This is a genomic window from Methylobacterium sp. Leaf104, from assembly GCF_001422885.1.
GTDB lineage: Bacteria > Pseudomonadota > Alphaproteobacteria > Rhizobiales > Beijerinckiaceae > Methylobacterium.
Genome location: NZ_LMMZ01000037.1, coordinates 155,657 through 178,134 on the forward strand (window position 1 = coordinate 155,657; position 22,478 = coordinate 178,134).

A 22,478-nucleotide genomic window follows, 5' to 3' on the forward strand; every position below is an offset into this window, starting at 1 on the left:
CGTCGCCCTGAGCGCCGGTCGTCCGGGCGGCGGATCCCGGACATCCCCGGGATCCGTCCCGCGCACGGACCGGCGATCACAGGCGCAGCAGCACCTTGCCGACGGCCTCGCGCCGCTTGAGGATGCCGAGCGCGGCCTCGTAATCGGCGAGCGGATGGACGCCATGCACCTTCGCGGTCAGGCGGCCCTCCGCCACCCAGGCGAGAAGCTGCTCCTGGTTGGCCCGGTGCGCTTCCGGCTCGCGCTCGACGAACACGCCCCAGTGGACGCCCTGAATGTCAATGCCCTTCAGCAGCGCCAGGTTGAGCGGAATGCGCGGGATGTCGCCGGCCGCGAAACCGATGACGAGGTAGCGCCCCTTCCAGCCCAGGGACCGCAGGGCCGGCTCGGCATAGTCGCCGCCGATCGGATCGTAGATCACGTCGACGCCCTCGCCCTCTGTGAGCGTACGCAGGGCCTCGCGCAGATTCTCCGCGGCGTAGTCCACCGTCATCGTGGCGCCATGGGCCTGCGCCGTCGCCAGCTTCTCGGGTGAGGACGCGCAGGCGATCACGCGGGCCCCCATGATCGCGCCGAGTTCCACGGCCGCGAGACCGACGCCCCCCGAAGCGCCGAGCACCGCCAGGGTCTCGCCGGGCTGCAGCCGGGCCCGGTCGCGCAGGGCGTGCAGCGAGGTGCCGTAGGTGATGGTGAGTCCGGCGGCCTGCTCGTCCGAGACGCCCTCCGGCACGCGGGTCAGGTGCCGGGTGGCGACGGCGATCCGCTCGCGGCAGGTGCCGAACTTCTGGTGGACGATGACGCGGTCTCCGACCGCGAAGCCCTCGGACCCCTCGCCCAGGGCCTCGACCACGCCGCAGGCCTCGCCGCCCGGCGAGAACGGGAGCTCGGGCTTCACCTGGTAGCGACCGGCGATGATCAGGGTGTCGAAGAAGTTGAGGGCCGCGAGCGTGACGCGGACCAGGGCCTCGCCCGGACCGGGCACGGGATCGGGCAGATCCGCGAGTTCGAGATCCTCCGGTCCCCCGAGCCGGGTACACAGCAGCGCCTTCATGCCCAAACCTCCGCCTGATCGTCCTAGCGGCGCTTGCACCGGCCCGGGCGCCCGCGCAAGCGCCGCGGCGTCAGGGACGCTCGTAGAGGCCGGCGAGGCAGCCCTTGGCGCGCACGCGGCCTGACATCGCCTCCAGGAGGGCGCCCCGTCCCGGATGCTCGGGCAGCTCCAGCGCCCGGTCGAGCGCGTAGGCCTGGAACAGGTAGGCGTGCGGGCCGTGACCGGTCGGCGGGTCGGGGGGCAGCCAGCCCGGCTTCAGGAAGCTGTTCTTGCCGAGGTCGAGCCCTGATGCGGCCTGGCTGGCAGCCCCTTCGGCCAGCGGTGCGCCGGGGTCGAGATTCCAGGCGATGAGGTGGACGAGCGGGCTCGGCGTCGGGCTGCCCGCATCCTCGCAGAGGATCACGACCCGCGCCGTGCCGGGCGGCAGGCCGGTCCAGGCCAAGGGCGGCGACGCGCCGGTCCCGTCGGCCGTGAAGCGCGCCGGCATGGGCGTGCCGTCGGTGAAGGCGAGGCTGCTGAGCGAGAGGCCCTCGGGCACCTCGGCGAAGCTGGTCCTGTAAGCGGTCTTTTCGAGCCCGGCCTTCAGGCCGGACAGGGCGGCGCCCACGGCGTGCGGAATCTTTTCGAGCAAGGTCGGTCTCCCACGGGGTACGCCGACCAACCGCGGGCGACCGCGAAGGTTCAGGCCAGCCGCCCGTCGCCGGCCGGGCGCTGCGCCGTGATCATGTAGTTCACCGCGGTGTCGCGGCTCGCTCGCCAGGACCCGTCCAGGGGGTTGAGCACCACCCCGGTCGTGTCGGTGACGGTGAGGCCCCCGGCACTCACCGCGCGGCCGAGTTCGTCGGGGCGCACGAACTTCTCCCAGTCATGGGTGCCCCTGGGCAGCCAGCCGAGGACGTATTCGGCCCCGACGATCGCCAGCGCGAAGGAGCGCAGCGTCCGGTTGAGGGTGGCGGCGAAGAGGAGGCCGCCGGGCTTCACCGCCCGTGCAGCCTGGGCGACGAAGGCCGGCATGTCGACCACGTGCTCCACCACCTCCATGGCGAGCACGATGTCGAAGCGCTCGCCGCCGGCCACGACGTCCTCGATGGTGCGGGCGCGGTAATCCACCGGCACGCCCTCGGCATCGGCATGGGCCTGGGCGACCTCGATGTTGGTCGGCGCCGGGTCGAGTCCGGTCACCCGGGCGCCGAGGCGCGCCAGCGGCTCGGACAGGACGCCGCCGCCGCAGCCGATATCCACCAGGGTCAGGCCCTCCAGGGCGAAGGGCGCGCGGGCGTCCCGCCCGAAATGCCGGCAGGCCGTGTCGCGGATATAGGCGAGGCGGACGGGGTTGAAGCGGTGCAGCACCCGCATCGGCCCGGCCTCGTCCCACCACGTCGCCGCGATGGCCTCGAAGCGGGCGACCTCGTCGCGGTCGATGGAGGCGCCTGTGGGTCCGGTCATCGTCTCGGCATGTCTCGTGCGAAGTTGGCGCGCCCCATTGTTGACACGCCCGGGCGGCCCTTGTACCCGCCGAAGCCCTGTCCGGTACAGCAGCCAAGCGACGCGGACGGCCGTGCGGGCGGGGGAAATCCGTCCGCAGCCCGCCGAATCCCTGGCAAACGCGATGTGTCGCGGACGCGACAGGCTCCGTCTGGTGAGAACATGCCCCGTCTGGTGATGAAGTTCGGCGGTACGTCCGTCGCCAATGTCGAGCGCATCCGCAACGTGGCGGCCCACGTGGCGCGCGAGGTCGCGGCCGGCTACGAGGTGGCCGTCGTGGTCTCGGCCATGTCCGGCAAGACCAACGAACTCGTCGCCTGGGTCAAGGATGCGAACCCGATCTACGACGAGGCCGAGTACGACGCCGTGGTCGCCTCGGGCGAACTCGTCACCGCCGGGCTGCTGGCCATTGCGCTCCAGAAGAACGGCATCAAGGCCCGCTCCTGGCAGGGCTGGCAGATCCCGATCCTGACGTCGGACGCCCATGGCTCCGCCCGCATCGAGGGCATCGACGGCGCCCGCCTCGATGCCGGCTTCCGGCGCGGCGAGGTGGCGGTCATCGCCGGGTTCCAGGGCCTGCACGAGGCCACCGGCCGGGTCACCACCCTGGGCCGCGGCGGCTCGGACACCAGCGCCGTGGCGATCGCGGCCGCCATCGGCGCCGAGCGCTGCGACATCTACACCGACGTCGACGGCGTCTACACCACCGATCCGCGCGTGGTTCAGAAGGCCAAGCGCATGGAGCGCGTGACGTTCGAGGAAATGCTGGAGATGGCGTCCCTGGGCGCCAAGGTCCTGCAGGTCCGCTCGGTCGAGCTCGCCATGGTCCATCGCGTGCCGACCACGGTGCGCTCCTCCTTCGATCCGCCGGACAATGCCCGGCCCGGCACCCTCATCTGCGACGAGGACGACATCGTGGAACAGCAGATCATCACCGGGATCGCCTTCTCCCGGGACGAGGCGCAGATCACGCTTCGTCGCGTGAAGGACAGCCCCGGCATCGCCGCCGCCATCTTCGGCCCCCTGGCGGACGCCAACATCAACGTCGACATGATCATCCAGACCGTGTCGGGCGACCAGTCGACCACCGACATGACCTTCACGGTCCCGTCGGCCGATTACGACCGGGCGCGCAAGATTCTCGACGCGCAGAGCGGCGCGATCGAGTTCGCCCAGATCGAGGGCGCCACCGACGTGGTGAAGGTCTCGGCCATCGGCGTCGGCATGCGCAGCCATGCGGGCGTCGCCGCCAAGGCCTTCCGGGCCCTGGCGCAGAAGGGCATCAACATCCGCGCCATCACCACGTCGGAGATCAAGTTCTCCGTCCTGATCGATGCCGCCTACACGGAGCTTGCCGTTCGCACGCTCCACTCGCTATACGGCCTCGACCAGGCCTGAAGACCCGGAGCGCGCGAACGCCTGCGCGCGAACCGGACACGAGGCCGAAGCCGGATCGAGGAGACCATGCCCGCTGCGCCCGGAGGCCCGCGCCTGCTTCTGCGCCGCCTCCGCGAAGCGATGGCGGAGCCGGTCAGCCCACAGGCCCGTCTCGACCGCATCGTCACGTTGATCGCCGCCAACGTGATCGCCGAGGTGTGCTCGGTCTACGTGCTCAGCGATGACAACATCCTCGAACTGTTTGCAACCGAGGGTCTGAATCGCGAGGCCGTCCACCTGACACGGCTGCGGGCCGACGAGGGCCTCGTCGGTCTCATCGCCAAGACCGCCGAACCGCTGTCGCTCTCCGACGCGCAGTCCCATCCGGCCTTCTCCTATCGCCCGGAGACGGGTGAGGAGGCCTATCACGCATTCCTCGGCGTGCCGCTCCTGCGCGCGGGCAACACCCTCGGCGTGCTGGTCGTCCAGAACAAGACCTACCGGGTCTATTCCGAGGAGGAGATCGAGGCGCTCCAGACCACCGCCATGGTGCTGTCGGAGATGATCGCCTCGGGCGAACTGCAGGCGCTGGCGCCGGGGGCCGGCTCGGCCGCCCGCCGGGCCGTGAGCCAGCGCGGCGTAGCCCTCGCCGACGGCATCGGCCTCGGGCACGTGGTGCTGCACGAGCCGCGCATCGTCATCAAGCAGCTGATCGCCGAGAACGTCGACCGCGAGGTCGAGCGCCTGGAGCAGGCCATCGGCGAGGTCCGCTCGGCCATCGACGACCTCGTCGAGCGCGGCGACAGCATCGGCACGGGCGAATCCCGCGAGGTGCTGGAGACCGTGCGCATGTTCGCGCACGACAAGGGCTGGCTGCGCCGGATGCGCGAGGCCGTGCATTCGGGCCTGACCGCCGAGGCCGCCGTCGAGCGCGTCCAGTCGGACAACCGCGCCCGGATGATGCGCCAGAGCGACCCGTATCTGCGCGACCGCCTGCACGACCTCGACGACCTCGCGAATCGCCTCCTGCGGACGCTGATCGGGGCCGAGGGCAACGGCGCGCAGCGCGTCCTGCCGGAGAACGCGATCCTGGTCGCGCGCTCCATGGGCCCGGCCGCGCTCCTCGATTACGATCGCACGGCGCTCCGCGGCGTCGTGCTGGAGGAAGGTGGTCCGACGAGCCACATCGCCATCGTGGCGCGCGCGCTGGGCATCCCGGCCGTGGGCGAGATCGCCAACGCCACCGCCCTCTGCGATGCCGGGGACGCGATCATCGTCGACGGCGCCACCGGCGAGATCCAGGTCCGGCCCGGCCCGGAGATCGAGGCGGCCTATGCCGAGATGGTGCGCCTGCGCGCCCGGCGGCAGGAGCAGTACCGGGCGCTGCGCGACGTGCCCGCCGTCACCCTCGACGGCACGGCGATCGGCCTCCAGCTCAATGCCGGCCTCCTCATCGACCTGACCCACCTTCACGAGACCGGTGCGGACGGCATCGGCCTGTTCCGCACCGAGCTGCAGTTCATGGTGGCCCAGCGCATGCCCTCGGCCGCCGAGCAGCAGGCGCTCTACGAGGCCGTGTTCGCGGCCACCGGCGACCTGCCCGTCACGATCCGCACCCTCGACATCGGCGGCGACAAGATCCTGCCCTACATGCCGGCCCTCGAGGAGGAGAACCCGGCCCTGGGCTGGCGGGCGATCCGGATCGGCCTCGACCGACCCGCACTCCTGCGCGTGCAGCTGCGCGCGCTGCTCAAGGCGGCCGGCGGGCGCGCCCTGAAGATCATGTTCCCGATGGTGGCGACGGTGGACGAGTTCACGCGCGCCAAGGCCATCGTCGAGCGCGAGAAGGCGCACCTGCGCCGCCACGGCCACGCCCTGCCGAGCGACTGCAAGCTCGGCGTGATGGTCGAGGTGCCCTCGCTCCTGTTCCAGATCGACGAGATCGCCCGGGCCGCCGACTTCCTGTCGGTGGGCTCCAACGACCTGATGCAGTTCCTGTTCGCCGTCGACCGGGAGAACCGCCGCGTCGCCGACCGCTTCGACACCCTGAGCGTGCCGGCCCTGCGCGCCTTCCGCGTCATCGCCGAGCGGGCCGCCGCCGCCGGCTGCCCCGCCACCGTCTGCGGCGAGATCGGCGGGCGCCCATTGGAGGCCATGGCGCTGATCGGCCTCGGATTCCGCCATCTCTCGATGTCGCCGGCCGCCATCGGCCCCGTGAAGGCCATGGTGCTGGGCCTCGATGTCAAGGCGGTGGCGGCGCTGATCGACACCGAACTGGCCCGCGCCGGAGACGGCGCCACCCTCCGCCCGGCCCTCGCGGCCTTCGCGAAGGCCCAGGGTGTGCCAATCTAGATTCGGCATGCCTATCTGAATGGGTCGTGCCGCGGCCCCGTCGTCGACCAGGCCTCCGGCCCGACGAGCCCTTGTTCTGATGAGAGTATCCCACGGGCGATGACCCCAATTCCTGCAGAGCGTCTCGACGCGATCCTGACGCGCCACGACATCGTCACCGCGACGCTGAGCGCCGGCTCGGCCGATTCCGAGACCTTCGTGCAGCTGTCGCGCGAATTGTCGGAGCTGGAGGGGGTCGTCGCCGCGATCCACGCCTACCGCGCGGCGGCGCGGAACCTCGCCGACATCGAGGCGCTGATCGACGAACCGGGCAGCGATTCCGAGATGCGGGCGCTCGCCGCCGACGAGAAGCCGGAGGCCGAGGCCGGGCTGGAGGCGGCCCACCGCGCGCTCCAGCTCATCCTGCTGCCGAAGGATTCCGCCGACGAGAAGAGCGCCATCCTCGAAATCCGCGCCGGAACCGGCGGCGACGAGGCGGCCCTCTTCGCCGGCGACCTCTTCCGCATGTACGGCAAGTACGCCGATACCAAGGGCTGGAAGGTCGAGGTGATCTCCGAGAGCGAGGGCACCGTCGGCGGCTACCGCGAGGTCATCGCCGAGGTGAAGGGCAAGGGCGTGTTCGCCCGCCTCAAGTTCGAGAGCGGCGCCCACCGGGTGCAGCGCGTGCCGGACACCGAGACCCAGGGACGCATCCACACCTCCGCCGCCACCGTGGCGGTGCTGCCGGAGGCGGAGGAGGTCGACATCGTGATCAACGACGCCGACCTGAAGATCGACACGATGCGTTCCCAGGGCGCCGGTGGGCAGCACGTCAACAAGACGGAATCGGCGATCCGCATCACCCACATGCCGAGCGGGATCGTCATCTTCGTCCAGGAGGAGCGCTCACAGCACAAGAACCGCGCCCGGGCGATGTCGCTGCTGCGCTCCAAGCTCTACGACGCAGAGCGCACCGCCAAGGACGCGGTCCGGGCCGCCGACCGCAAGTCGCAGGTCGGCTCCGGCGACCGCTCCGAGCGTATCCGCACCTACAACTTCCCGCAGGCCCGCGTCACCGACCACCGCATCAACCTGACCCTGTACAAGCTCGAGGAGGTCCTGGCCGGCGAGGCTCTGGACGAGCTCGTCGACGCCCTCGTCACCGAGCATCAGGCGGAGCTGCTGGCCGCCGAGGGCATGGCCTGAGCCGGGCGGACGGGCAGGAGCCGATGCGTCTCGACCCGGCGCTCAGCCGCACCGATGCCCTGCGGCGCATCACGGAAGCGCTCGCCGCCCACGGCATTCCGGCGACCGATGCCCGCTTCCTCGTGCTCGACCTCCTGGGGCTCAGCACGACGGACCTGATCCTGCGCGGAAGCACGCCCCTCGGACCGGACGGGGCGGCCCTGCTCGAAGGCGCGGTCGCGCGTCGTATCGCCGGCGAGCCGGTGGCCCGAATCACCGGGGCCTGGGAGTTCTGGGGCCTGCCCTTCGGGCTCGCACCCGAAACCCTGGTCCCGCGCGCCGACACCGAGACCCTGGTGGAGGCCGCCCTCGCCCTCCATCCCGACCGGCGGCACCCGCTGCGGGTGCTCGATCTCGGCACCGGCTCGGGCTGCATCCTCGTGGCGCTGCTGACCGAATTGCCGAACGCCTTCGGCATCGGCCTCGACCGCTCGCACGGCGCCGTCGTGCAGGCCCGCGCCAACGCATCGCGCAACGGCGTCGGGCCGCGGGCTTCCTTCGTCTGTGCGGACTGGACCGCGGGTCTCTCCGGGAGCTTCGACCTCGTGGTCTCGAACCCACCCTACATCGCCAGCGCGACGATCCAGGGTCTCGACGTCGAGGTGCGGGCCCATGACCCGAGGGCGGCCCTCGACGGCGGCGTGGACGGGCTCGATGCCTATCGGCGGATCGTCGAGGCCCTGGCGGACGGGTCCTTTCGCCTCGCCCCGGGCGGTGCCCTCGCCTTCGAGGTCGGGTTCGATCAGGCCGAGGCCGTGGCGCAGCTCGGGTCGCGGGCCGGCCTCGGCTCCTCCGCCATCCATCACGACCTCGCGGGCCATGCCCGTGTGGTGCGCTTCGGCCCGCTCTGAGGGCGGATGGGCGCGAAAATCCCGCGGGAAACCAGAAAAAACCGCGCGCTTCGGATGCAGGCGGACAAAAAAGCGCTTGTTGCCCCCTCGTCGAACCGCTAGTGTCGCAGGCAGATCGCGAACGATCCATTAAGATGGATCGTGGTAAGACGGGTTGCGGCTTTGGTCCGCGACGCTCTTAGACGATCTCCCCACGATCAGGCTGGCGCGCGCGGGCAGAGGCGCAGGAGCTTGGTCAACTTCGTGCCTGAAAACCGAAGGACGCCTGGACGCTCAGAGCGCGCCTTGGTCAACGGACAGAGACGGCAAGCACGGCGAAATCGATCACGGACACACCGGACCCGGATCACGCGGCGCCAGCGACGAGCCTGACTTGAGGCTGCGTCGTGGCCGCCTGGAACCCGCCGCATCATCAGACGCTCCGAGACGAACGAGGGTCAATCGAGACCGATGAGACCAAACCAGAATAGACGGATGCGCGGTCGCAACCGCCCCAAAGGTCCTAATCCGCTCACGCGTTCCTACGAATCCAACGGACCGGACGTCAAGATTCGCGGTACCGCCCAGCACATCGCCGACAAGTATGCCCAGCTCGCGCGCGATGCGCAGGCCAGTGGCGACCCGGTCGCGGCCGAGAACTACTTCCAACACGGCGAGCATTATTTCCGGATCATCTCCGGCGCCCAGGAACAGACCCGTCAGCAGGTCGGGGGCTACGCCCGCGGCTTCGACGACGAGGGTGACGACGACGGCGACGAGGGTCAGAACGCGCCGCAGGGCTACGCCGCCTCGAGCTACGGCGCGAATTCCTACAACGAGGATTACAGCGATCCGGGCCAGCAGCCCCAGCCACCAGCCTACGAGCCCCGGCAGGACGCGCGCCCGGAGGGCCGTCCCGAGGGATACCGCCAGGATTACAATCGCCAGGACGCCAACCGGCAGGATTCGAACCGGCAGGATTCCGGCTCCGACAACAACCGCCAGAACCGCCGCGACCGCTTCGCCAATCGCGGCGACCGCCCGCAGCGCTTCGACAACCCGCGCGACGGCAATCGTCCCGACTACAACAACAACCGTCAGGAGAACCGTCGCGACGACTTCGGTCGCCAAGACGGGAACCGCCAGGACGGAAATCGACAGGACGGAAATCGCCAGGACGCGCCGCGCCAGGACTACAATCGGCAGGATTTCCGGGCGGATCAGAATCGCCAGGACAATTCGCGCCAGGACTATAGCCGGCAAGATCAGCCTCGGCAGGATCAGCCTCGGCAGGACTTCCGTCCGGCTCCGGTCCGCTCCGATGCTCCCCGTTACGAGAACGGACGTGCGGACGGTCCGGCGAACGAGGCGTCGCGGTCCGAGTTCGGCGGTCAGGAAGCCGGCCGCCAGGACGCACCCCGGTCCACCCGCGGGAACGACGCGGCGCCCCGGCGCAGCCGGCGCCGCGACGAGCGGGAAGCGGCTCCGGCCGAGGACGTGGCCGCTCTGCCGGCCTTTCTGATGACGCCGCCGCGTCCGGTCCCGGCGGCCGAGCCGGCCATTCCGTCGGAGCCTCAGGGCGAGACGTCGTCCGCGGCTCAGGACGATGCACCGGCGCCCAAGCCCCGCCGCCGCCGGCGTGCCCGGTTCGAGGGTCCGGAAGGTGCCGTCGGCGCCGATGATCCGACGCCCGTCACCGAGTGAGTTCGGGTTCTCCTCGCGAAACCTCCGGAAGCCGCCCCCAAAGGGCGGCTTCTTCGCGTTTCAGGGTCCGCGCCAGTCGAGGAAGGCTTCGACGCGGTGAACGAGGCGGCGGTGGCGCGCGGCCTCGCCGAAGGGCGCCAGCTCCCAGGTCCAGCACCGGTCGGGCCGCCCGAGGCGGACCCCGTGCAGGAGATCGAGCCGGTCGATCACCTGCCCGCTCCGATCTTCCTCGATCTGCTCCACGTCGGTGAGGAGACAGACGCGGGCGCGCAGGCGCGCGAGGCCGTCGAGATGGGCCTGCACGATCCGGCTTCCGAGATCGGGCGGCACGAAGCCGGGCCGGTCGAGGGGCAGGATGGGCAGTTGCGACAGGAGGTTGGCCGAGACCACGAAGTCGACAGCCTCACCGCCGCACAGGGTCGAGAGCGGATCGCGCCGATCCGGCACGGCCGAGAGGTCGGCGGTGATCAGCCGGACGTTGGCATGCGCCCGGGCCTGGAGCCTGGCCGGCCAGAGATGGACCGCATCCACGAGATGAACCGCTTCGAAGCGCGCCGCGAGCGCGGCGAGCGGGACGTCCTCGAGGAGCCCGGAGCCGAGGACGATCGCGACCCGCCGCCGCCCGAGCCCCTCGCAGGAGGCCAGTATCGCCGCGCGGGCGGCCGCGAGATGCGGCGCCCAGGCGGCGCGGCAGCGCCGCCCCCGGGACATCAGCAGCACGCTCTCGCGCAGGTGGCCGCGGCGGCGATGCGCGAAGGGGACCGGGGTGATGAGGAGGTGCAGGAGTTCGACGAGCATCCGCGTTCCGCACTCAGCGCCGGGGCGGGTTCGGCTCGCCCCCCGGCTGCGCCGACAGGCGCATCACCCGCTGCGCCGTGGTGACGGACAGGGCCTGGAAGGCGGTCTGGATGCCGGCCCACGTCTCTTGCCGGCGCGGGGGTCCGGGCTTCGTCTGCGGGAAGAGCTTCAGGGTTCCGAAGCCGAAACGGATCGCGCGCAGCAGGAACAGGAGCGGATCGTGATCCGCGGCCTCGTAGGCGCGCCGAGCGACCTGCGGCGCCTCCTCCGCGGGGCGTGCGACCTCGGCGAGCGCCGCATCGATCTCGCCGTGCCTGATCAGGCCCTTGATCCGGCGCTCGTCATCCTCGCTCGGGCGCGGCAGCCCCGTCGCGCGTGTCGGAGAGGCCACGACGGCGGAGGTCCTTCCCGCGGGCGCGGCACGCGATTCGAGCATGGCCCTCAGGACCGCATCGACCCGCGCCCGCTCGGCGAGGGCGGAGAAGGATGCTCCGGCATTGCCGGCGACGACCTGCACCGTCTCCGTATCGCCGCGCGCCGCCAGCACGTCGGTGACGAGATCGGATTTGGCGAGGCGCGGGGAGCGCTGCGGTACCGGCCGGGCCACGGCGATGTCCGCGTCGAGGGCCAGATCCCGCACCACGGCGCGCGGCGCGTTGCTCAGGTCCGCCGGGCCGTCCGAGAGGGCGGCCCGCGCCGCGCCGTCGGCCGAACGCGTCAGCGGACGCATCACGGCGTCGAAGGCCTCGACATGCAGTTCGTGCAATCCTTCGGCGCGCTCGGTGAACAGCATCGAGAGACGCCGGAGCATGCGGCCCCCCGGCCCGGACGTGCCGCGCTGCGCCACCTGCTCGATCTCGCGAACGGGACTTTCGATCATCCGCGAGGGGTCCTGCACGAAGCGGCCTGTATCGATGCTGCGGGATACTCTGGGGCGGCAGAATTTAAGAAAAAGCAATCCGCCGGCCGACCGCCGGGAACTCGGCCGCGGCGATCCCGTTGCGGTTGGGCCGTTGCGACCGCAACCCCGCGACCGCAATCCGCCCGGAGCCGCCGTGTCGAACCTCGTCCGCATCATCCTCGCGATCTTCCTGCCGCCGATCGCGGTGCTCCTGACCACCGGGATCGGGCTGCAGTTCCTCCTCAACATCCTGCTGACCCTGATGGGCGTTCTGCCGGGTACCATCCACGCCCTTTGGCTGGTGCTGCGCGATCGCTGAGGGGATGGTAGCCTGCCCCGCGGGTCGATCGTTCATCCCATGATCGCCGCGAGCGGACGGACGGGCACGAGGCCACGATGAGCACACGAGGTTTCACGGGGCGCAAGCCTCCCGAGGCGACCCGCGAGCGCCTGCCCCCGGGCCAGTACCTCACCGAGGACTTTCCCGTTCTCCAGATCGGCCCGAATCCGCGGGTCGACCTCGCGACGTGGTCCTTCACCCTGCGGGAGGGCTCGCGCCCCCTGAAGAGCTGGACCTGGGACGCCTTCAGCGCCCTGCCGCGTACCCGCTGGGGCGGGGACATCCACTGCGTGACGAAGTGGTCGAAGTTCGACACGGCCTGGGAGGGCGTCAGCTTCGACGACCTGCTCGCCGATGCCGGCGTCGCGGCGCCGACCGCGTTTCTCCTCGCCGAGGGCTACGACGACTACACCACCAACGTGCCCGTCGCCGATCTCGCCGGCGGCAAGGGCATGGTCGCGACCCATTACGACGGCGAGCCGATCCCGCCGGACCATGGCGGCCCGGCCCGGCTCCTCGTACCGCCCCTGTATTTCTGGAAGAGCGCCAAGTGGGTGAAGGGTCTGCGCTTCACCCGGCGCGACGAGGGCGGGTTCTGGGAACTGCGCGGCTATCACATGTACGGCGACCCCTGGCGCGAGCAGCGCTTCACCGGTGATTGATCCGGCCGCACGGCCCCTCCCCTGGCAGACGGCCACTCTCACGGCGATCCGGCCGGTGACGAACCGGGTCAAGAGCTACCGCTTCCGGGTCGGCTTCGACCGCCCGGTCCTGGCCGGGCAGCACGTCGACGTCCGGCTCACGGCTCCCGACGGGTATCAGGCCCAGCGCAGCTACTCCATCGCCTCGGCGCCGGACGGCGACGGCACCATCGAGCTGATGATCGAGGGCCTGCCGGACGGGGAGGTCTCGGGCTTCTTCGACGCCGTGGCGGAGGTCGGCGACACGATCGAGTTGCGTGGGCCGATCGGGGGCGCCTTCGTCTGGCGCCCTGAGGATGGCGGTCCCCTGCTCCTGGTCGGCGGCGGTTCGGGCGTGGTGCCCCTCCTGGCGATGCTGCGTCACCGCGCGGCGGCGGCGCCCGGGGTGCCGGCCCTCCTGCTCTACTCGGCGCGCGATCCCGGCGAGACCATCGCCGCCGAGGAGCTGGCCGTGCGCGCCCGGGACGAGCCGAACTTTCAGCTGATTCTGAACTTCACCCGCGCCGGCGGTCGCCGGGTCGATGCGGCGATGATCGCGGAGGCGCTGGAGCGCCTCGGGCCGCCCCGCCATGCCTATCTGTGCGGCGGCAACCCCTTCGTCGGTGCGGTGGCGGACCTGCTCGTCGATGCCGGGCTCGATCCCGCCCGCATCCACACGGAGCGCTTCGGCGGCTGAGCCGTCCCGTCCTTGTCCCGGCATCGGCGTCGGGCCTAGATGGCACGCGCCAGCGGAGGTCGAGAGCGATGGAAGCGAAGTCCAACCGGCATTGCGGGCAATGCCATTGCGGCGGTGTCCGCTTCCGGGCGACGCTGGTCGACGGCCTCGACACGGCGCGCCGCTGCACCTGCTCCTATTGCCGGATGCGCGGCGCCGTCGTCGTGTCGGCCGTGACCGGCGGCGTCGAGATCCTGCAGGGCACCGACCTGTTGACCGGCTATCGCTTCAATACCGGCGTGGCGCAGCACTTCTTCTGCTCGCGCTGCGGGATCTACACCCACCACACGCGCCGCTCGAACCCGAACCAGTACGGCGTCAACGTCGCCTGCCTCGACGGCCTCAGCCCGTTCGATTTCGCCGAGGTCCCGGTGGTCGACGGCGTCAACCACCCGAACGATACGGGCGGATCGAGCCGGCTCGCCGGTACCCTGCGCTTCGTCGCCGAAGGCTAGGGGCGGCCGCATTCCTCAGGCCCCGACCAGGCGGTCGGCGACATCCTCGGCGAGGGACAGGCTGGAGGTCAGGCCCGGGCTCTCGATCCCGAAGAGATGGATCAGGCCGGGAAGCCCGTGCTCGGCCGGGCCGTCGATCCGGAAGTCGGCGGCGGGCTCGCCCGGCCCCGTCAGCTTCGGGCGGATGCCGGCATAATCCGGCGTCAGCACCCCGTCGGGCAGGCCCGGCCAGTAGCGCCGGATCGCGCGGGCGAAATTGTCGGCGCGGGCGGGATCGACCCGATAGTCCAGGGTATCGACCCATTCGACGTCCGGCCCGAAGCGCATCCGGCCGGCGAGATCGAGGGTGAGGTGGATGCCGAGTCCGCCCTCGACCGGTGCCGGATAGATCAGGCGCGAGAAGGCCGGCCGACCGGTGCAGCCGAAATAGCTGCCCTTGGCCAGGACCTGGCGCGGAATGCGCGCGGCGGGATAGCCCTCCACGGCCGCGGCGATGGCCTGGGCTCCGAGGCCGGCGGCGTTGACGACGCCGTCGAAGGGCAGGGCCTCGCCGTTCACCGTGACGCTCCAGCCCTCCCCGGTCCGCGCGATCTCCGTGATCCGGCTGTCGAAGGCGACGGCGCCGCCGGCATCCTCCAGGTCGCCCTGGAGGGCCAGCATCAGGGCATGGCTGTCGACGATGCCGGTGCCGGGCGCGTGCAGGGCGGCGACGCAGGCGAGATGGGGCTCGAGGGCGCGGGCCTCGGCTCCCTCGAGGAGCACCAGGCCCGGGACGCCGTTGGCGTCGCCGCGCACCTTGAGCGCCGCGATGGCTTCGCGCTCGGTTTCGTCGGTGGCGACGATGAGCTTGCCGCAGCGGCGATGGGCGACGCCGTGGCTGTCGCAGAACGCGGCGAGCATCGCCGCCCCCGCGACGCAGTGCCGGGCACGCAGTGAGCCGGCAGGGTAGTACATCCCGCCGTGGATCACCTCGGAATTGCGCGCCGAGATTCCCGTGCCGATGGCGTCCTCGGCCTCGGCCACGACGACCGAGTGGCCGCGGCGCGCGAGCGACCGGGCCACCGCGAGACCGACGATTCCGGCACCGACGACGAGGATGTCCATCACGGGCTGAAGATCAGCACGAGATAGACGAAGAAGACAACCAGGTGGACGGCCCCCTCCAGCACGGTCGTCCGCAGGCCCGAGAAGGTCAGGGTGCTGAGGATGAGGGTGACGACCAGGAGCGTCATCTCGGTCGGAGCGAGGCCGAGCACGACGGTCTGCCCCGAGATCAGCCCGACGGCGAGCACGGCCGGCACCGTGAGGCCGATGGTCGAGGTCGCCGCGCCGAGGCAGAGGTTGATGGCGCGCTGCAGCTCGTTGCGGGCGATGGCCTTCAGGGCGCTGATGCCCTCGGGGGTGAACACGATGGCGGCGATCAGGACGCCGCCCAGTGCGCTCGGCGCCCCCAGGGCCTCGATGCCGTGATCGAGGATCGACGCGAGGCTCTTCGACAGGAGCACGATCGGCAGGATGTTGGCGATGAGGAGGCCGATGTGCTTGAGCACCGTGAGGCCGCGCACGCCGCCCGCTCCCCCGGCCTCGGGTCCGGCGGGCGCGTCGGCATTCGACCGCACCATCTGGCCACCGTCGTGGATGAAGAAGCTGCTGTGCCGGCCCGTCTGGATCATCAGGAAGATCCCGTAGAGCGCCACCGTGAACACCGAGAACGCCACGGCCTGGAGGGTGGTCAGCGTACCGCCGGTGGTCGAGGTGGTAAAGTTCGGGATGATCAGCGCGATGGTGGCCAGGGGGATGATCACCGACAGGAAGGCCGAGGTGCCCTGCAGATTGTAGGATTGCTGGTGGTGCCGCAGCCCGCCGATCAGCAGGCCGAGGCCCACGATCCCGTTGAGGACGATCATCAGGACGGCGAACATCGTGTCGCGCCCGAGGGTCGGCACCGATTTCGGCGAGAGCATCACGGCCGAGACCAGGGCGACCTCGATGAGCACGATCGACAGGGTCAGCACCAGCGTGCCCAGCGGCTCGCCGAGCATGTGCGCCAGTTCCTCCGCCTCGTGGACCACGCCGAAGGCCGCCCACAGGATGACGGAGAACAGCCACAGGAACAGCGCGGTGGCCCAGAGCGGCGAATCGAGGCTTCCGAGCCAGGACGGACCGTAGACGGCGAAGGCGGCGACGCTCGCCCAGGCCACCACAAGACGTAAGATCGCCGCCATCGTTCACCCTGGTTCCGGCCCGAGGGTCACAGCCTCAGCCACCTTCGCTTCTAAGTGGCACAGCCCGTGCGCCCGCACAGTCCAGCAGCGGAACTTAGCTGTGGGAGCCGGCGAGATCGGGGTCGGGCGCCCATCGGTGGACGGGCATGCATCCGCAGTCATGGCGCTGCGCCGCAGTTCCGGCTACAAGAGACACCATCCGTAACCGTTCGAGGCCGGAATCACGTCAGTTCGGAGTTCGTCGCGTCCCGCGCGACACCCTCCCCGGCGGGTCTTCCGCCTGCTTGCCCGCTAAGGCTTCCGTCACAGTGCCCTTCCCCACCCTGCCGGCCCCGCTCGCCCGAGCGCTGACCGCGCGCGACTACGAAGACCCGACGCCCGTCCAGAGCGCCGTCATCGAGGCGGCCGCCCAGGGCCGCGACCTGCTCGTCTCGGCCCAGACCGGCTCGGGCAAGACCGTGGCCTACGGCCTCGCCTTCGCCGAGACCCTGCTCGGCGACGCCGAGCGCTTCGGCCCCGCCGGCGCGCCACTGGCCCTCGTCATCGCCCCGACGCGCGAGCTCGCGCTGCAGGTCGAGCGCGAACTGACCTGGCTCTACGCGGAGACCGGCGCCCGCGTGATCTCCTGCGTCGGCGGCATGGACCCGCGCCGCGAGAGCCGCCAGCTCAACGACGGCGCCCACATCGTCGTCGGGACCCCGGGCCGCCTGCGCGACCACCTGGAGCGGCGCAACCTCGCCACCCAGGACCTGCGCGCCGTCGTCCTCGACGAGGCCGACGAGATGCTCGATCTCGGCTTCCGGGACGACCTCGAATTCATCCTGTCGGTGACCCCGAAGGAGCGGCGCACGCTCCTGTTCTCCGCGACCCTGCCGAAGGCCATCGCGACGCTGGCCGAGCGCTACCAGAACGATGCCCTGCGCATCGCCGTGAAGGGCCAGGAGCGTGGCCACGCCGACATCACCTACAAGGCCATCCGCGTGGTGCCGCGCGAGCTGGAGCACGTGGTGGTCAACACCCTGCGCTTCATGGATGCGCCGACGGCGATCATCTTCTGCAACACCCGCAACGCGGTGCGCCACCTCCAGGCGGTGCTCACCGAGCGCGGCTTCTCGGCCGTGGCGCTCTCGGGCGAGCTCGGCCAGGGCGAGCGCAACGCCGCCCTCCAGGCGCTCCGCGACGGCCGGGCCAAGGTCTGCGTGGCCACCGACGTCGCCGCCCGCGGCATCGACCTGCCCACGGTCAGCCTCGTCATCCATGCCGACCTGCCGCACGATGCCGAAGTGCTGCAGCACCGCTCCGGCCGCACCGGCCGCGCCGGGCGCAAGGGCACCAGCCTCCTGCTGATCCCGGCCTCGAAGCGGCGCCGGGCCGAGCAGATGCTGATGATCGCCAAGGTCTCCTTCGAGTGGGCCGGCCCGCCCACCGCCGACGAGATCCGCCGCCTCGACGGCGAGCGCATGTGGCAGGACCCGATCTTCACCGAGGAGCCGGCCGAGGAAGACGTCGCCATGGCCGAGACCCTGATGGCGCAGCGGACGCCCCAGGAACTCGCCGCGGCCCTGGCCCGGATCTACCGCTCCCGCCTGCCCGCCCCCGAGGACGTCACCGATCCGGGCGCCGGTCCCGAGCGGAAGACGCGCCCGGTCTACGATCCCGCCGACATGGATCGGATCGACGCCCAGGGTCCGGCCGTGTGGTTCCGGCTCAATCTCGGCCGGCGCGACAACGCCGACCCGCGCCGCCTGCTGCCGATGCTGACCCGCCGCGGCAATATCGGTCGCCAGGAGATCGGCGCGATCCGCATCTTCGATCGTGAGACCAAGTTCGAGGTCCGCGGCGGCGCGGCTTCGCGCTTTGCCCAGACCTTCGCCAAGAACGGCTCGCCCGAGATCCAGGTCGAGCCGCTCCTCGACGGGGAGCCGGCGCGCGAGGAGAAGGGACCGAAGGGCCTCAAGAGCCCGCGCGGCGCCCGGCACGAGCGCGAGATTGCCAAGAAGCCGCGCGCCAGCCGGGCGCGCTGAACCGCGGGGAGCGCCCTGCGCGGGCGCTCCTCTCTCAGAAGTGGTCGGGCAGGCTCTTCACCGCGTTGCCGAGCGCCTCGACGCTCTCCGCGATCTTGCGCCCGGCGGGTGCGAAGGACGGCACCTTCACACCGAGGAACTCGGTCTGCTCCGGCTCGGGCTCGGCCTGCGCGACCTGCGCCGCCGCCGCCGCCGCCGCCGGGGGCTTGGCAGCCGCTTTGGCCAAAGCGGGCCTGGCATGGGCCGCGGACACCACGGGCTTGCGCTTCTCGGGCTCGCGCTCCGGCGTCAGGGCGGTGAAGGTGCCGCCGGTGGCCCGAGACCGGGTGGTCTCGTTGGGCAGAGGGGCGATCAGCGCCGCGGTCCGGGTCGCCGGAACCAGCGAGGCCGGACGGGCGGGCGGCAGCACGGACGCGTTCTCGATCTGCGGCAGGCGGGGCGGCTTCGGCGCAGCCGCCAGGACGGCGGGTTTCTGGGCCGGAGTCTCGGCGAGTGTCTCGGTGGGCTTCGCCTCGGGCACCTTCACGTCGGTCGGCGTGGCGGCGGCCCCTCGGGCCACCTGCACCACCGGCGGGGCGATCGCGGCCGGCAGCAGCTCCGCCTTCGCGGCGGCAACCGGAACCGCCGCCCCCTCGGGCGCCGCCGCGACGGTCTTCGGAGCCGCGGGTGCCAGGGCCGGGACACCGTCCCGCAGGTCCGGCCAGTCGGAGGCGCTGTTCCCGAGGCCGGAGCCGGCGGCCGTCGCCTTGGCCAGGGTCGGCCGGGTGAATTGCGGACCCGCGAGGCTGCCGAGGGTCGTCGAGGCGATGGCGGCGAAGCCGGCGAGCCCCAGCACGCCGAGGCCGGAGAGCAGCACCACCCGGAGGTTCACCCGGGACGGGCGCGGAGCCGCCGCCGGGCGCCGGGTCTCGGAGGGATCGATCGTCACGGACATCATGGTCTCAGACATCTCGCACGCTTCTGGAGGTTCGGATTGACCGTTGCCGGTCGATCACGCGGCGCCGGCGGGGCACGACCGGCGCGGCGACGCCGGAGCGGCGCCACCTGCGTGTAACGACAGAGGCGCCGCAATGGGGCATGAAGATGTCCTTGACCCAAGCCTTGAACAGCTTCGGACCAGACACGGCGCGAATCTGAATAAGCCCGACAGGTTTAACGAGGGGTGTCTGGAGACGACTTCGGACTGTCCTGATTCGCCCGCGCCTCGGCCTGGAGCTGGATGACCCGGCCGATCCCGCGCGTGAACCGGGTCGCCCCCTTCGCCGAAGGCGGCGCCCCCGCAACCTGCTGCGCCTTGAGCCGGACGAGGGCGGGATCGCCCCACCGGGCGAGCACGGCCTGGAAGGCGGCATGCGCCGCGGGATCGAAGGGGCGGGCGCGGCCCTCGCGATCCCGGCAGGGATGGGGCGGCACGAACTGCGCCACGGGGACGAGCCCGCGCGGGATCGGAGCGGTGGCCGCATGGGTGCGGCCGAGGGCGAGGATCTTCGGATCGAGGAAGGCGCGCGGGCCGCCCGGCTCGGTTCCGGTCCCCGCAAGGACCTCGATGCGGCCGAGCGGCGTGGTCACGACGACGTCCGCGACGGCGAGAAGGTCGAGGGTGCCGACCGGATCCTCGGTCCAGGCGTGGCCGACCAGCTTCGCGAGGCGCGCCAGCGTGTCCGGATCGGCCGAGCGCAGGAACATCCGGCCCTGCGGCAGGGCCAGGCCGAGGTCGAACCACTTGTCCCCAAGATTTCGCGGGCGAAGCGCCGCTGCGTCGCGGCCCGCCGCGCGGATCGATCCGGGTCCGATCCGGGGGCAGCGCCCCGCCGGCAGGCACAGGGCGACGGCGTGGCTCCAGCCCCCTGCGAAGGCCGTCTCGTAGGCAAGGGGAATCGCGTCGGCCGGATCGAGGGCGATCCCGCCGCGCGGGGTGACCAGCCCGAGGCGTCCGCCCGCCGGAGCGCCCGCCCCCGCGTCGGGATCCCGGCAAAAACGCGCGAGTGCCCCGAACCCGCCCATCGTCCAGGTGGTCTCCGGGTCGGCCAGGGCCGTGGCGATCAACCCTCTGACCGGATCGGAAGGCTGCCATCCGGCTCCGGGTCCGCTACACACGGGGCGACGACCGTTCACGGTGTCCTCGCCGGGCCTCTCCCCAATCGCCATGACTCACGACGCCGCCTCCGCTTCCCGCCTCCGGTCGGACCTGCCTGCCCGGACGGGAGCCCACCCGGCTCCGTCCGGGCGGGTCGGCCGCTGGCCGCGCTGGGCCTCGTGGTCGACGCGCACCCGGATGATCGTCCTGGTCCTCGCCATCGACCTCCTGGCCGCCCTGGTCTCCTGCGCCGTCATCGTGCTGAACGCCCGCTCCGCCGTCGAGGTCGAGATGCAGGCGGCGATGACGAATGTCGAGCTTCTCGTCTCCGACACCATCGACCTCGCCCAGGCCGGCCCGCCCGCCGGCATTCTCCAGACCCTGAACCTGCGCATCCACGACCTGCGCCACGTCCGCGTCACCGTGCTCGATTCCGACGGCAAGGTCGTCACCGGAGGCCTCGGCCGGGTCCGGCGCGACCACCACGCGGCGCCGGCCTGGTTCGCGGCGCTGATCGCCCCGCCGATCCGGGAGCACGACCTGCCCATCGTGGCCCAGGGCCTGCGCATCGGCACCGCCCGCATCACCACCCAGCCCAACGACGAGATCGACGAGGTCTGGGGCTATGCCCTGTCGCTGTCCCTCGCGAGCCTCTGCCTCAGCCTCGGGCTCCTCGCCGCGCTGACAGTGGCCTTCGGCCGGGTGCTGGCGCCCCTGACGCGACTCTCCGACGGCCTGATCCAGCTGGAGCAGCAGGACTACACCGTGCGCCTCGAACCGCCGGCCTCGCGGGAGCTCGCCGCCATCGCCACCCGCTTCAACCGCGTGGCGGAGGCCCTGTCGGACACCCGCGCGGCCAACGGGCGCCTGAATCGCCAGCTGCTCTCGGCCCAGGACGACGAGCGCCGGCGCACGGCCCTGGAGCTTCACGACGAGTTCGGTCCCTGTCTCTTCGCCCTGGAGGCGACCGCCGCCTCGGTCGTCCGCATGGCCGAGGCCGAGGCGCCCCCCGACCGGGCGCGTCTGAAGCAGCGCGCGCAGGACATCGCCAGCATCGTCGGGCAGGTCCAGACCCAGAACCGCGACCTCCTCAACCGCCTGCGCCCGCACGCCCTCGGGCAGGTGCCGCTTCCGGAATGCCTCGACCTGCTGCTGCGGGACTTCCGCCGGCGCCACGCCGGCACGCGCTTCGCCGGCAGCTTCGACGGGCTCGCGCGCGGCTACGGCGACGTCACCGATCTCACGGTCTTCCGCTGCATCCAGGAGAGCATGACCAACGCGGTGCGCCATGGCCGCGCCTCGAACGTCACCGTACAGGCCCTCGACGCGGCGACGCCGGGCGGTCCGGGCGGCCGGGCGCTCCACCTCACCATCCGCGACGACGGCAGCGGCATCGCGCCCGAGCACGGCCTCGGGCTCGGCCTGTCGGGGATGCGCGAGCGCGTGGAGGCCCTCGGCGGCACGTTCCGGCTTGACAATGCACAGCCCGGCGCGGTTGTCCGGATCATGATTCCGCTCGATGATGAGCGCGACGCCGAAACGAGTCCGATTCCCAGCGCATGACCGCGATCGCCACCGCCACCGAGGCCCAGACCCTCGTCATCGACGATCATCCGATCGTGCTCCAGGGGTGCCGGCGGGTGCTCGAGGATGCGGGGATCGAGCGGATCCTGGAGGCCACCAGCGTGGTCGCGGGCTATCGCCGCTTCCTGCGCCGGCGTCCCGCCACGGTGATCTGCGACCTCACCTTCCAGGGCAGCGGGCTGGCCGGCCTCGAGCTGATCCGGCGGATGCGCAGGGCGAGCCCGGCGGTCCGCATCCTCGTCTTCAGCATGCACAACGATCCGGTCATCGTCTCCCGGGCGCTGGAGGCCGGCGCCCTCGGTTACGTGCTCAAGGATCACGCCTCGGGCGAGCTGTTCGAGGCCTTCGATCGGGTCCGGTCCGGCCGGCCCTATCTCGATCCGCGGCTGGCCACCGAGGTCGCGATGCTGCGCAGCGATCCGAGGCGCACGCCAGAGACCCAGCTGACGCCGCGCGAGTTGCAGATCCTGCAGCGCCTGGCGCAGGGCAAGTCCTACGGCGCCATCGCGAGCGACCTCTCGGTCAGCTACAAGACCATCACCAATGCCTGCTCGATGATGCGCCAGAAGCTCGGCCTGCGCACCCTGGCGGAGCTGATCCACGTGGCGGTGACGCAGGCGCAGCGCCAGGGATGA

Annotated in this window: 21 protein-coding genes; 12 read left to right on the top strand and 9 right to left on the bottom strand. The window is 71.4% G+C overall.

What is annotated here, in order from left to right:
* Positions 1–76 precede the first annotated feature (76 nt).
* The 3 genes from ASF49_RS17690 to ubiG form a co-directional block, all read right to left on the bottom strand.
* On the bottom strand, positions 77–1,051 hold the full coding sequence (locus ASF49_RS17690; protein WP_056475938.1) for an NADPH:quinone oxidoreductase family protein: 975 nt from the start codon (positions 1,049–1,051) through the stop codon (positions 77–79).
* Positions 1,052–1,121: 70 nt separating this feature from the next.
* The gene (locus tag ASF49_RS17695; RefSeq protein ID WP_056475940.1) at positions 1,122–1,682 is read right to left on the bottom strand and encodes a YbhB/YbcL family Raf kinase inhibitor-like protein; all 561 of its coding nucleotides are present in this window, start codon (positions 1,680–1,682) and stop codon (positions 1,122–1,124) included.
* A 50-nt stretch (positions 1,683–1,732) separates the two neighbouring features.
* Positions 1,733–2,497, bottom strand: a complete 765-nt coding sequence (gene ubiG, locus ASF49_RS17700; protein ID WP_056475944.1) for a bifunctional 2-polyprenyl-6-hydroxyphenol methylase/3-demethylubiquinol 3-O-methyltransferase UbiG — start codon at positions 2,495–2,497, stop codon at positions 1,733–1,735.
* 201 nt (positions 2,498–2,698) lie between these two features.
* Between ubiG and ASF49_RS17705 the strand changes: the two genes are divergently transcribed.
* The 5 genes from ASF49_RS17705 to ASF49_RS17725 all read left to right on the top strand — a co-directional run bounded on the left by ASF49_RS17705 (position 2,699) and on the right by ASF49_RS17725 (position 10,023).
* Entirely contained in the window at positions 2,699–3,934 is a 1,236-nt protein-coding gene (locus tag ASF49_RS17705) for an aspartate kinase (RefSeq protein WP_056475947.1), read from the top strand.
* Positions 3,935–4,000: 66 nt separating this feature from the next.
* Positions 4,001–6,265 carry a phosphoenolpyruvate--protein phosphotransferase gene (gene ptsP, locus ASF49_RS17710; RefSeq protein ID WP_056475950.1) on the top strand — a complete coding sequence of 755 codons (2,265 nt, stop codon included), beginning with the start codon at positions 4,001–4,003 and terminating at the stop codon, positions 6,263–6,265.
* A 99-nt stretch (positions 6,266–6,364) separates the two neighbouring features.
* Positions 6,365–7,450, top strand: a complete 1,086-nt coding sequence (gene prfA, locus ASF49_RS17715) for a peptide chain release factor 1 (protein ID WP_056475953.1) — start codon at positions 6,365–6,367, stop codon at positions 7,448–7,450.
* A gap of 23 nt (positions 7,451–7,473) precedes the next feature.
* Positions 7,474–8,340 (top strand): peptide chain release factor N(5)-glutamine methyltransferase, encoded by an 867-nt coding sequence (gene prmC, locus ASF49_RS17720; protein ID WP_056475956.1) that lies wholly within the window; start codon positions 7,474–7,476, stop codon positions 8,338–8,340.
* Positions 8,341–8,814: 474 nt separating this feature from the next.
* Positions 8,815–10,023, top strand: a complete 1,209-nt coding sequence (locus ASF49_RS17725) for a DUF4167 domain-containing protein (RefSeq protein ID WP_056475959.1) — start codon at positions 8,815–8,817, stop codon at positions 10,021–10,023.
* A 60-nt stretch (positions 10,024–10,083) separates the two neighbouring features.
* On the opposite strand, the gene ASF49_RS17730 is transcribed toward ASF49_RS17725, so the two are convergent.
* Entirely contained in the window at positions 10,084–10,821 is a 738-nt protein-coding gene (locus ASF49_RS17730) for a hypothetical protein (protein ID WP_056475962.1), read from the bottom strand.
* A gap of 13 nt (positions 10,822–10,834) precedes the next feature.
* Entirely contained in the window at positions 10,835–11,701 is an 867-nt protein-coding gene (locus ASF49_RS17735) for a hypothetical protein (protein WP_056475965.1), read from the bottom strand.
* 175 nt (positions 11,702–11,876) lie between these two features.
* On the opposite strand from ASF49_RS17735, the gene ASF49_RS23265 reads away from it, so the two are divergent.
* The 4 genes from ASF49_RS23265 (at position 11,877) to ASF49_RS17750 (ending at position 13,933) form a co-directional block, all read left to right on the top strand.
* Entirely contained in the window at positions 11,877–12,041 is a 165-nt protein-coding gene (locus ASF49_RS23265; RefSeq protein WP_082511389.1) for a YqaE/Pmp3 family membrane protein, read from the top strand.
* A gap of 77 nt (positions 12,042–12,118) precedes the next feature.
* Positions 12,119–12,724 (top strand): sulfite oxidase-like oxidoreductase, encoded by a 606-nt coding sequence (locus tag ASF49_RS17740; RefSeq protein ID WP_056475968.1) that lies wholly within the window; start codon positions 12,119–12,121, stop codon positions 12,722–12,724.
* On the top strand, positions 12,717–13,439 hold the full coding sequence (locus tag ASF49_RS17745) for an FAD-binding oxidoreductase (protein WP_056475971.1): 723 nt from the start codon (positions 12,717–12,719) through the stop codon (positions 13,437–13,439). Before ASF49_RS17740 ends, ASF49_RS17745 begins: the two co-directional genes overlap by 8 nt.
* A 68-nt stretch (positions 13,440–13,507) precedes the next feature.
* The gene (locus ASF49_RS17750; protein WP_056475974.1) at positions 13,508–13,933 is read left to right on the top strand and encodes a GFA family protein; all 426 of its coding nucleotides are present in this window, start codon (positions 13,508–13,510) and stop codon (positions 13,931–13,933) included.
* A 15-nt stretch (positions 13,934–13,948) separates the two neighbouring features.
* Here ASF49_RS17750 and ASF49_RS17755 read toward each other — a convergent pair whose 3' ends face one another.
* Positions 13,949–15,037 carry an NAD(P)/FAD-dependent oxidoreductase gene (locus ASF49_RS17755; protein ID WP_056475979.1) on the bottom strand — a complete coding sequence of 363 codons (1,089 nt, stop codon included), beginning with the start codon at positions 15,035–15,037 and terminating at the stop codon, positions 13,949–13,951.
* Positions 15,037–16,158, bottom strand: coding sequence for a calcium:proton antiporter (locus ASF49_RS17760; RefSeq protein WP_056475982.1), 1,122 nt, complete (start codon positions 16,156–16,158; stop codon positions 15,037–15,039). Before ASF49_RS17760 ends, ASF49_RS17755 begins: the two co-directional genes overlap by 1 nt.
* 308 nt (positions 16,159–16,466) lie before the next feature.
* Here ASF49_RS17760 and ASF49_RS17765 point away from each other — a divergent pair, with 308 nt between their 5' ends.
* On the top strand, positions 16,467–18,182 hold the full coding sequence (locus ASF49_RS17765; RefSeq protein WP_056475985.1) for a DEAD/DEAH box helicase: 1,716 nt from the start codon (positions 16,467–16,469) through the stop codon (positions 18,180–18,182).
* 34 nt (positions 18,183–18,216) lie between these two features.
* Here ASF49_RS17765 and ASF49_RS17770 read toward each other — a convergent pair whose 3' ends face one another.
* Both ASF49_RS17770 and ASF49_RS17775 read right to left on the bottom strand, forming a co-directional pair.
* On the bottom strand, positions 18,217–19,131 hold the full coding sequence (locus ASF49_RS17770; protein WP_156653070.1) for a hypothetical protein: 915 nt from the start codon (positions 19,129–19,131) through the stop codon (positions 18,217–18,219).
* 203 nt (positions 19,132–19,334) lie between these two features.
* On the bottom strand, positions 19,335–20,228 hold the full coding sequence (locus tag ASF49_RS17775) for a DUF6925 family protein (protein ID WP_056475992.1): 894 nt from the start codon (positions 20,226–20,228) through the stop codon (positions 19,335–19,337).
* A gap of 100 nt (positions 20,229–20,328) precedes the next feature.
* Between ASF49_RS17775 and ASF49_RS17780 the strand changes: the two genes are divergently transcribed.
* A complete protein-coding gene (locus ASF49_RS17780; protein ID WP_056475995.1) occupies positions 20,329–21,822 on the top strand; it encodes an ATP-binding protein in 1,494 nt (497 codons plus the stop codon).
* Positions 21,819–22,478, top strand: a complete 660-nt coding sequence (locus ASF49_RS17785) for a response regulator (RefSeq protein WP_056475998.1) — start codon at positions 21,819–21,821, stop codon at positions 22,476–22,478. Before ASF49_RS17780 ends, ASF49_RS17785 begins: the two co-directional genes overlap by 4 nt.

Coding starts and splice junctions, on each gene's coding strand:
- ASF49_RS17690 (WP_056475938.1), bottom strand. CDS start 1,051: ATGAAGGCGCTGCTGTGTACCCGGCTCGGGGGACCGGAGGATCTCGAA.
- ubiG (WP_056475944.1), bottom strand. CDS start 2,497: ATGACCGGACCCACAGGCGCCTCCATCGACCGCGACGAGGTCGCCCGC.
- ASF49_RS17705 (WP_056475947.1), top strand. CDS start 2,699: ATGCCCCGTCTGGTGATGAAGTTCGGCGGTACGTCCGTCGCCAATGTC.
- ptsP (WP_056475950.1), top strand. CDS start 4,001: ATGCCCGCTGCGCCCGGAGGCCCGCGCCTGCTTCTGCGCCGCCTCCGC.
- prfA (WP_056475953.1), top strand. CDS start 6,365: ATGACCCCAATTCCTGCAGAGCGTCTCGACGCGATCCTGACGCGCCAC.
- prmC (WP_056475956.1), top strand. CDS start 7,474: ATGCGTCTCGACCCGGCGCTCAGCCGCACCGATGCCCTGCGGCGCATC.
- ASF49_RS17725 (WP_056475959.1), top strand. CDS start 8,815: ATGCGCGGTCGCAACCGCCCCAAAGGTCCTAATCCGCTCACGCGTTCC.
- ASF49_RS17730 (WP_056475962.1), bottom strand. CDS start 10,821: ATGCTCGTCGAACTCCTGCACCTCCTCATCACCCCGGTCCCCTTCGCG.
- ASF49_RS17735 (WP_056475965.1), bottom strand. CDS start 11,701: ATGATCGAAAGTCCCGTTCGCGAGATCGAGCAGGTGGCGCAGCGCGGC.
- ASF49_RS17740 (WP_056475968.1), top strand. CDS start 12,119: ATGAGCACACGAGGTTTCACGGGGCGCAAGCCTCCCGAGGCGACCCGC.
- ASF49_RS17750 (WP_056475974.1), top strand. CDS start 13,508: ATGGAAGCGAAGTCCAACCGGCATTGCGGGCAATGCCATTGCGGCGGT.
- ASF49_RS17755 (WP_056475979.1), bottom strand. CDS start 15,037: ATGGACATCCTCGTCGTCGGTGCCGGAATCGTCGGTCTCGCGGTGGCC.
- ASF49_RS17760 (WP_056475982.1), bottom strand. CDS start 16,158: ATGGCGGCGATCTTACGTCTTGTGGTGGCCTGGGCGAGCGTCGCCGCC.
- ASF49_RS17770 (WP_156653070.1), bottom strand. CDS start 19,131: ATGTCTGAGACCATGATGTCCGTGACGATCGATCCCTCCGAGACCCGG.
- ASF49_RS17780 (WP_056475995.1), top strand. CDS start 20,329: ATGACTCACGACGCCGCCTCCGCTTCCCGCCTCCGGTCGGACCTGCCT.
- ASF49_RS17785 (WP_056475998.1), top strand. CDS start 21,819: ATGACCGCGATCGCCACCGCCACCGAGGCCCAGACCCTCGTCATCGAC.